The 8487-nt window shown below is 60.0% G+C and carries 9 protein-coding genes (1 of these 9 running past the window's edge); 4 read left to right on the forward strand and 5 right to left on the reverse strand.

Features of this window, described 5'->3' with window-relative positions; all coding sequences use genetic code 11:
- Positions 1 to 60 precede the first annotated feature (60 nt).
- The 4 genes from ACFSKT_RS31815 to ACFSKT_RS31830 are packed head-to-tail and all read left to right on the forward strand — an operon-like array spanning position 61 to position 3931.
- Positions 61 to 1032 (forward strand): ABC transporter permease, encoded by a 972-nt coding sequence (locus tag ACFSKT_RS31815; protein WP_377717153.1) that lies wholly within the window; start codon positions 61 to 63, stop codon positions 1030 to 1032.
- Entirely contained in the window at positions 1029 to 1961 is a 933-nt protein-coding gene (locus ACFSKT_RS31820) for an ABC transporter permease (RefSeq protein WP_377717154.1), read from the forward strand. Before ACFSKT_RS31815 ends, ACFSKT_RS31820 begins: the two co-directional genes overlap by 4 nt.
- A complete protein-coding gene (locus tag ACFSKT_RS31825; RefSeq protein ID WP_377717155.1) occupies positions 1958 to 2947 on the forward strand; it encodes an ABC transporter ATP-binding protein in 990 nt (329 codons plus the stop codon). The genes ACFSKT_RS31820 and ACFSKT_RS31825 overlap by 4 nt, the downstream gene beginning before the upstream one ends.
- A 3-nt stretch (positions 2948 to 2950) precedes the next feature.
- Entirely contained in the window at positions 2951 to 3931 is a 981-nt protein-coding gene (locus tag ACFSKT_RS31830; protein WP_377717156.1) for an ABC transporter ATP-binding protein, read from the forward strand.
- 146 nt (positions 3932 to 4077) lie between these two features.
- Here the strand turns inward: ACFSKT_RS31830 and ACFSKT_RS31835 are convergent, their stop codons facing one another.
- From ACFSKT_RS31835 to ACFSKT_RS31855, 5 genes are all read right to left on the reverse strand, one after another.
- Complete coding sequence (locus tag ACFSKT_RS31835; RefSeq protein WP_377717158.1) at positions 4078 to 5499, reverse strand: MFS transporter; 1422 nt, start codon at positions 5497 to 5499, stop codon at positions 4078 to 4080.
- Between the two features lie 108 nt (positions 5500 to 5607).
- Complete coding sequence (locus ACFSKT_RS31840; RefSeq protein WP_377717159.1) at positions 5608 to 6144, reverse strand: TetR/AcrR family transcriptional regulator; 537 nt, start codon at positions 6142 to 6144, stop codon at positions 5608 to 5610.
- A gap of 274 nt (positions 6145 to 6418) precedes the next feature.
- Positions 6419 to 6916, reverse strand: a complete 498-nt coding sequence (locus ACFSKT_RS31845; RefSeq protein ID WP_377717160.1) for a hypothetical protein — start codon at positions 6914 to 6916, stop codon at positions 6419 to 6421.
- Positions 6909 to 7220, reverse strand: coding sequence for a hypothetical protein (locus ACFSKT_RS31850; protein ID WP_377717161.1), 312 nt, complete (start codon positions 7218 to 7220; stop codon positions 6909 to 6911). The genes ACFSKT_RS31845 and ACFSKT_RS31850 overlap by 8 nt, the downstream gene beginning before the upstream one ends.
- A gap of 171 nt (positions 7221 to 7391) precedes the next feature.
- On the reverse strand, positions 7392 to 8487 hold the 3' portion of the coding sequence (locus ACFSKT_RS31855; protein WP_377717162.1) for an MFS transporter. The gene runs 95 nt beyond the window's last position; 1096 of the gene's 1191 nt are visible here — the last part of the coding sequence; the start codon falls outside the window, past its right edge; its stop codon occupies positions 7392 to 7394.

Raw genomic sequence — 8487 nt, forward strand, 5'->3', positions numbered from 1 at the left:
TGACCGGGGGGAAGGTCCAGTAGGCCCTTCCCCTTTGTATTTGACAAGGGGGAAAGCATTATGACCGAGTATCTGATTCGCCGTACGCTCCAGTCGGTTCTTGTCCTGCTGCTCATCACGGTAGTGACATTCCTTCTTATTCATGCGGCACCCGGCGGACCGAAACAAATTTACTTAAGCCCCAACCTGTCGCCCGAAGTGATGGAGCAGCAGGCCGAGAATCTGGGGCTGAACGATCCGCTGCCGGTGCAATATTTCCGCTGGCTTGGCGATTTGGCGCAGGGCGATTTCGGCTATACGTTCAAAAATAACCTGCCGGTGGGCGAATTGGTGTGGCCGACGCTCGGCAACACGATGATTTTGATGGGTTCGGCTTGGTTTCTGGCGCTTGTCATTGCGATCCCATGGGGGATTTACAACAGTACGCGGGAATACGGCTTCTCGGATCAATTGGCCTCTTTTATCGCATACATCGGATTCGCGATGCCGACCTTCTGGTTCGGGATCATCTTGCAGGAACTGTTCGCGCTGAAATGGGACCTGCTGCCGCTCTCGGATATGTATTCGATGGGCAAGGAAGGCGACCTCGGCGATCTGCTGCTGCACTTGGTTCTTCCGGTCACGGTGCTGACGCTCGGCTTTTTGGCCGGCTACGTCAAATATTCGCGCTCCAGCATGCTTGAGGTGCTGGACCAGGATTATATCCGTACCGCTCGGGCCAAAGGTCTCGGCGAACGGAAGGTTGTATTCCGCCATGCGCTCCGCAATGCGCTCATTCCGATTATCACGATTCTCGGTCTGGACCTGCCGATCCTCGTCGCCGGCGCGGCGCTGACCGAGAGCGTCTTCAACTGGCCGGGCATGGGACGGCTGTTCCTTCAAATGGCGACGCAGCGCGAGTATTCCGTGCTGATGGCCATTACGCTCATTATCGCGGTATTCGTCATCATCGGTAACCTGATCGCGGATCTGCTGTATGCGATCGTCGACCCGAGGGTGAAGCTCGGACGGAAAGGAGGCGTCGGCGCATGAGCGAGACCGCTGCACCGGTTACCGCCCCGAACCGCCCGGCTGCGCCTTCCAAGCGGCCCCCCGGGCTTTGGGCGACGGGCTGGAAGAAGTTTTCCCGCAATCCGTTCGCGATGACGGGCTTGGTCATTTTGCTGTTTTTCGTCGTCATCTCGCTTCTGGCGCCTTTGATTGCGCCGCATGACCCGGCGAGAGGCGATATGATGCTGCCCAACCTGCCCGCCGGCAGCGAGGGGTATTGGCTCGGCACGGACGAACTAGGACGCGACATTTTGTCCCGATTGCTGTACAGCGGCCGGATCTCGCTGCTCGTCGGCTTCAGCGTCGCGATCGGCACGGTTATCATCGGCACGGTCATCGGCGCCGTGTCCGGTTATTTCGGCGGATGGATCGACACCGTCTTCATGCGTTTCGTCGACGTGATGAACGCGATCCCGCTGCTGTTTCTGAACATTCTCGTGCTCGCGATTTTCAAGGCCGAGTTCTATTATATGATCCTCATTCTCGCCCTTACCGGCTGGATGGGCGTCGCCCGTCTCGTGCGCGGCACGTTCCTGCAGCTGCGCGAGATGCAGTACGTGGAGGCGGCGCGGGCGATCGGCGTCTCGAATGGGGGCATCATTATCCGCCATCTGCTGCGCAACGCGACCGCGCCGATCATCGTCAACGCGACGCTCATGGTCGGGGGCGCGATCCTGAGCGAATCGGCCTTGTCCTATCTGGGACTCGGCGTGCAGATGCCGGATACGAGCTGGGGACTCATGCTCTCGAATGCGCAGGAGTTCATGCTGGTCGATCCGCTTCAGGCGGTCTATCCCGGCATGTGCATTTTGATCGTCGTCCTGTCCGTCAACTTTATCGGCGACGGCTTGCGGGATGCGCTCGATCCGCGCAAGAAGACCGTCAAACCCCGGAGGAGGCTCGGCAAATGACCCAAAACCTACTGGAAGTCCGCAACCTGACGGCCGGCTTTGAGACCGAGAACGGGTTCGTGAAGGCGACCGACCGCGTGTCCTTGTCGCTTGCCCAGGGACAGACGCTCTGCATCGTCGGGGAGTCCGGCAGCGGGAAGAGCGTCACGTCGCTGGCGATCATGCGGCTGATCGATTACGCGGGCGGGTTTATCGAGAGCGGCGAAGTGCTGTTCAAGGGCGACAACCTCGCAAGCAAGAAGCAGCAGGATATGATGCGCATCCGCGGCAGCAAAATGTCCATGATTTTTCAAGACCCGATGTCCGCATTGAATCCGGTGTTCAAGGTAGGCGAGCAGATCGCGGAAAGTCTGCGCACCCATAAGGGGCTGAGCGACAGGCAGGCATGGGCGAAAGCCGTCGACATGCTGCGGCTGGTCGGCATCCCGAGTCCGGAGATGCGCGCACACCAATATCCGCACGAGATGTCGGGCGGCATGTGCCAGCGCGTCGTCATCGCGATGGCGCTCGCCTGCGATCCGGAGCTCATCATCGCCGACGAGCCGACGACCGCGCTCGACGTGACGGTACAGGCGCAAATCCTCGATCTGCTGGCGAAGCTGAAGCGCGAACTGAAGACGTCGATATTGCTCATTACGCACGACATGGGCGTAGCGGCGGAGATCGCCGACCGCATCGCGGTCATGTACGCGGGGGCGATCGTTGAGGAAGGTACGGTCGACCAGGTCTTCAATAACCCGAGCCATCCGTATACCGTGGGCTTGCTCCGTTCGATCCCGGGTCTGGACGGCGAGCGGGGCGGCGAACTGTATACGATCAAAGGCAGCATCCCGAGCATCAACGACCTGCCGACCGGCTGCAGATTCAATCCCCGCTGCCCGCATGTCATGGATCGCTGCCTCCGGGAAGAGCCGCCGCTCATCCCGGGTAAGAACGGGCAGCGCGCAGCGTGCTGGCTGGAAGAACTTCCGAAAGAGGGGGCCTGACCGATGAGCGCGACAGCGACAGATACGTATTTGGTGGAAGCGCGCCACGTGAAGAAATACTTCCCGATCCGCAGCGGCTTGCTCAGCCGGGTCGTGGGCAACGTCAAAGCGGTGGACGACATCTCATTCGGCATCCGCGAGGGTGAGACGTTCGGGCTTGTCGGCGAGTCGGGGTGCGGCAAGTCGACGCTCGGCCGGGTCATGCTGAACCTGAAGAGCGCGACGGACGGCGAGGTGCTTTTTCAAGGACAGAACATCCACGCGACGAACGCGAGGGAGATGCAGCGGCTGCGTCAGGAGATGCAAATCATCTTCCAAGACCCGATGGGTTCGCTCAATCCGCGCTTTCTCGTCAGCGATCTGATCGGCGAGCCGCTCAAGCTGCACCGGCGGATGAGCTCGGCCGAGATCGACGCGCGCGTCGTGCAGCTGATGGAGCTCGTTGGTCTCGACGCCAGCCGGCGCAACCGGTATCCGCATGAATTCTCCGGCGGCCAGCGGCAGCGGATCGGCATCGCCCGGGCGCTCGCGCTCGAACCGAAGTTCATCGTCGCCGACGAGGCGGTATCCGCGCTGGACGTCTCCGTGCAGTCGCAGGTGCTGAATCTGATGATGAAGCTGCAGAAGGAGCTCGGATTGACGTACCTCTTCATCGCGCACGGCTTGAACGTCGTCCGCCATATCTCCACGCGGGTCGGCGTCATGTACTTGGGCAAAATGGTCGAGGTCTCGCCGACGGACGACCTGTTCGCCAAGCCGCTGCATCCGTACACGAAGGTACTGCTATCCGCAATTCCGACGCCGGGCGTCAAAAAGGAGCGAATTATCCTGGAAGGCGACGTGCCATCGCCGGCGAATCCGCCGTCGGGCTGCCGCTTCCATACGCGATGCCCGTACGTGCAGGACCGCTGCCGCTCGGAGGAGCCGCTGCTCCGCACGGTCGAAGGCGACCGGCAAGTGGCTTGCCATTTTCCTTTAATTTAATCGGGTTGGCGATGAAGAAACAGGCTGGCGGAGCTATCTCCGCCAGCCTGTTCGTGTTGAAGTCTATTGCGACGCCGCATCCCCGATGCGGCGATCCGCGCGGAGTTAAGCCGATTCGGCCAAAGTTCCCGCTCGTTCGCGCCTATTCAGGAAGCTTCCCCCGCAGGCTGCGCCGGCGCGACGCTCGTCGTCATCGTGGCACGCGCTCGGGCGAACAGCAGCACGCTGATCAAGCCAAGGGCGATCATGCCGGCGCTCGTTAGGAGGGCGGGCACGATATGGTCGCCGAAATCGGAGGCGGAGCGGATCGCGCCGCCGCTTTGGAAGATCAGGCCGCCGATCGCGATGCCGAAGACGCCGCCCAGCTCGCGGGTCGCATTGCTGACGCCGCTGGCTTCGCCCGATGAGGTTTCCGGCACGGAGGAGAGCACGCCGTGGGCGAGCGGCGTGAAGCTCAGGCCCATGCCAATTCCGCCGAGCATCATGAACGGCGCTTGGTAGCCGAACGGGAAATCGACGCCGAAGGTTAGAATCAGCGCGCTGAAGCCGCCAAGCGCAAGTCCTTGCAGAACCAATCCCGTGGCAAGCAGCGTACGGGTGCCGAATCGGCCAACCGCGAAGCCGGCGAGCGGGGCGGTCAGCATCGTGCAGCCGGTCCAAGCCATCGTGCGGACGCCGGCTTCGAGCGCGGAATACTGCTGCCCTTGCTGGAGGAACAGCGTCAGCAGGAAGATCGCGCCGAAGATCCCCGCGTTCATCCAGAAACCGGTGAAGATGTACGCGGCATAGCGGTGGCTGCGGAACAAGCTGAAGCGGACGAAGGGATGGGGTTTATTGCGCTGCGAAACATAGAAAAGAATGAGAAGCAGCAGTCCGCCAGCGATGGAGCCGACGACCAGCGCGGAGGCCCAGCCTTCTTCGTTGCCTTTCTCGAGACCGAATATGATGCCGAATAGCCCGGCTCCGAGGAGTAGAATGCCCGGCACGTCGACCGGCTTGCGTTCGCCTTTCGATTCTCGCAGCCAGAATATCCCGAGCGTGAAGGCAAGCACGCCGACCGGCACATTGATCCAGAAGATGAGCTGCCAAGGAGCGCCCTCCACGATCAAGCCGCCGACGAGCGGTCCGACGGATAGCCCAAGTCCGGAGATGCCGGACCAGATGCCGAGCGCGGCGGCCCGCATATTCTGGGGGAAGGCGGCGTTCACGAGCGTTAAGCTAAGCGGCACGATCGCGGCGCCGCCGATCCCTTGGAGCGCTCGGGAGAGGATGAGCGAAGTAGCGTTTTCGCTAAGCCCGGAGAGGGCGGATCCGAGCGTGAAGAGCACGACGCCGATCAGAAACATCTTCTTCCGGCCGAAACGTTCGCCAACCATGCTGAAGGGAATTAGAAGCACGGCGAACGCCAGCGTATAGGCGTTCATGAACCATTGCAGATCGCTTAGGCTGGCCTCGAATGACTGTTGAATGGAAGGCAGCGCGACGCCCAGCACCAAATTATCCAACATGGCCATGAACAAGGCTGCGCATGTCACGGCCAGTAGGCGAATTCTTGCACCCGTAAACATTGCTGCATCACTCCTCTTTATTTATTGATAAATAAGTGAATGTCCGAGAAAAAAGGCAATCACAGTCGTGAGACTGATTCATTGCCTTTGTGTCGGGAATCCAGCGATCTAACAGTGCGTTCCATCTTCGTGATAGAAGAGCAGCTTCGGCAGCTGCAGCGTTTCGGCCAGCGCGATAACCATGCCTTGCCCGATGAATTCGCTTGCCTTCCGGCTGGGCTCCGGCAGACCGGCCTCCTCGAAACGGGCTTTAAGGCGTTCGTATACCGCATCGAAGCCCCCTCTGGTGTAATCCCGGATCGTCGGTTCAGGCGCCGCGAAGGACGTCATGACGAGCAAAATTTCGTTGCGATGGCTCTCCAGCAGGCGGGCGAACGCTTTGCCCATAGCCTCCTCCAGCTGTTCCGGCGGGGCTTCGGCCGTGGAGAACGTTTCAAGAACGCGGCGCGAAGCCTGATCCAGCACGGCCAAATACAGCTCTTCTTTCGTTTTGAAGAAGTGAAAGACATAGGGCTGCGTGACCCCGACGCGGCGGGCGACTTCCGCCGTGGTTGTTTTGTAGTAACCCAATTCGGCGAACAGCGCGGCGGCGGCCTCCAGGATCTGTTGTTTTCGGTTCTGCGAAACTTCTTCCTTGGATGTCATGGGTGCGGTCCTTCCAATTATTTATTGACTAATAAATAAAATATAAAACGCGGCTTCGACGTTGTCAACAAAAATATCCAGTTGCTTCATGCGCAGCTTTCCCATGGGCGAGTATTTCGCCGCACGAGGCGCATGAGACCGGTGTTCGCCCCGCGCACGACTTCCAGATAGCGCGATGATGTTTGTCGACCGTCGATCGGAATCTTCTCGTGGCACGGCATGCAGAAGATGATGGCTTTCAATGGCGCCCGAACTCTCGGTCGTGCATACCGGCCTATGCTTCGTAAACTCTGCCCAGCTCAAGGAAGCGGGCTACGCCGGCCCATCCGCAATTCGGTTCGTCCCCATATTCGGCGGCCAGACCTGCTGCGGCCCCTTCGATATAGGAAGCGGGATCAAGGTTATTCCATAGATGCGCCATGCGGGAAGTGGTGCCGAGAAAATGCTCGCGGTGACGCCGCTCGGCCAGCTCCATTTTACGCAAATCCGCGATTTGAAAATGCAGGATTCGTTCGACATCTTCGTAATCGCCGCGCGCGTCTTCTTTAGTTGGAGGTTTGACGAGCTCCCATTGGGATTCATAAGAGGCAGGCTCCGTTCCCAGGCAGCGGCGAACGCAGGTTGCGAGATCGTCGAACGAAGGATGGCTGTCGCGGAGCTGCTGTAATAGGACAAGTAACGATCGCAGAAAACGCTCGAGCGACTCCACATCGGCCAACTCATCCTCGGCATACGGGGTCATCGCATTCTTTAGTTCGATGGCGTTAATCATATTTCTCCTCTTCCTCGCGGATTCGGCGCTCCACGATTAGCTCGGCTTCCGTCTCGAAATTCAGCAGAAGCGGGACGGGGAGGCGCTCCGTCAACGATTGGACGGCAGGCAGTTCCAGGAGCTCGTCAATCGTCCCCGGCCGCCAAGGCAGTTCTTCGATCCATTCCCGGAAGGCTGCAATAAATCGGTAAAAGGACGCTTCGAATCGTTCCGCCGTTTCCTCGGCTTCCGCTTCGCCCGCCGCGGACATCGACTGCCAATTGCGGAGCATCTCGGTCAGTGCTGGTTCGTAGGATTCAATCAAGGGCGAGCCTCCTTATGACTTTACCTGTTTTACTGTCATACACCTGAGTATACCTGCCGCAAGCTGAGGGAAGCGAGTTTCTTGGACAATTCCGCGTCATCCAACGAAAAAACTCACAAGCTTCGCGTATTCGCGTTGCTTGTGAGTCGCTTTTTCATCGCCAAAATGATATCAAGCGCTATTTCTACGAAGCTTGTCGGCAGCGGCGACTTTACGACTGCGGGCGTAGCCGAGCGATAGAGCGGCCGTCCCGGCGGCGATCGTGACCAAGGCGGCTCCGATCCAGGTCACGGACAGCAGGGAAGCATCCTGCGTGACGATTCCGCCGATGCCCGCGCCTGCCGCCATGGCGAGCTGAAGCACCGAGGTGTTCAGACTAAGCATGATGCCCGAAGCCTCTGGAGCAAGCGTCAGAAGATAGTATTGCTGCGTCGGACCCGAAGACCATGCCGAGAACGACCATAGCATAAGAAGCGGAAATACGAGCGCCGGCGAATGAGCCGCGAGCGAGAGGGCGACAAGGATGATCGCGTGCAGCAGCATGCCGCCGATCAGCGTAGGCGGGACGCCCAGACGGTCGGTGCTCCAGCCGCCGAGCTTCGAACCGATGAGGCTGGCGATGCCGAAAGCGAACAGGCCGGCGCTCACCCAATTTTCGCTCATGCCCGTCACATCGAGCAGGAATGGCGAGATATACGTGTAGGCGATCGCGTATCCGGCAATCCAGAAGAACGTGATCGAGAGCGCGACCACGATTCGGGGCTGCTTGAGCAACTTCAGTTGATCCCGAAGCGGGATCGGGGTATCGCCCTCCGTCTTCGGAATGGCGTTCGCAATGGCGAGGATCGCGAGCAAGCCGAGAAGACCGATGCCGCCGAAAATCATACGCCAATCATAGCTGGCGGCAATAAGCCTGCCCACGGGGACACCGATGATGAGCGAGGTGCTAAAGCCCATGACCAGCGTAGCGATGGCGCTCCCTTGACGGTCGGGCGGGGCGAGTTTAGCCGCGACGGTCAGCGCCGTGACGACGAAGACGCCGGTGCTGGCGGCCAGGATGACGCGTGAAGCGACGAGGAACCCGAATCCGGGCAGCATGACGGCCATCGCATTGCCGATGACGAATACCGCCAGCGCGTAGAGCAGCAGCTTTCGGCGTTCGACCTTAGCCGTGACGGCCATCAAGACCGGCGTGCCAAACGCATAGGCGAGCGAGAATACGGTGATCAACTGCCCTGCGGCGCTGACCGATACGCCTATGTCGGTA

The sequence above is a fragment of the Paenibacillus xanthanilyticus genome, assembly GCF_042682185.1.
Classification (GTDB): domain Bacteria; phylum Bacillota; class Bacilli; order Paenibacillales; family Paenibacillaceae; genus Paenibacillus_Z; species Paenibacillus_Z xanthanilyticus.

Excerpts from the sequence above, each read along its gene's own strand:
- ACFSKT_RS31815 (WP_377717153.1), top strand. The coding sequence starts at position 61 with ATGACCGAGTATCTGATTCGCCGTACGCTCCAGTCGGTTCTTGTCCTG.
- ACFSKT_RS31820 (WP_377717154.1), top strand. The coding sequence starts at position 1,029 with ATGAGCGAGACCGCTGCACCGGTTACCGCCCCGAACCGCCCGGCTGCG.
- ACFSKT_RS31825 (WP_377717155.1), top strand. The coding sequence starts at position 1,958 with ATGACCCAAAACCTACTGGAAGTCCGCAACCTGACGGCCGGCTTTGAG.
- ACFSKT_RS31830 (WP_377717156.1), top strand. The coding sequence starts at position 2,951 with ATGAGCGCGACAGCGACAGATACGTATTTGGTGGAAGCGCGCCACGTG.
- ACFSKT_RS31835 (WP_377717158.1), bottom strand. The coding sequence starts at position 5,499 with ATGTTTACGGGTGCAAGAATTCGCCTACTGGCCGTGACATGCGCAGCC.
- ACFSKT_RS31840 (WP_377717159.1), bottom strand. The coding sequence starts at position 6,144 with ATGACATCCAAGGAAGAAGTTTCGCAGAACCGAAAACAACAGATCCTG.
- ACFSKT_RS31845 (WP_377717160.1), bottom strand. The coding sequence starts at position 6,916 with ATGATTAACGCCATCGAACTAAAGAATGCGATGACCCCGTATGCCGAG.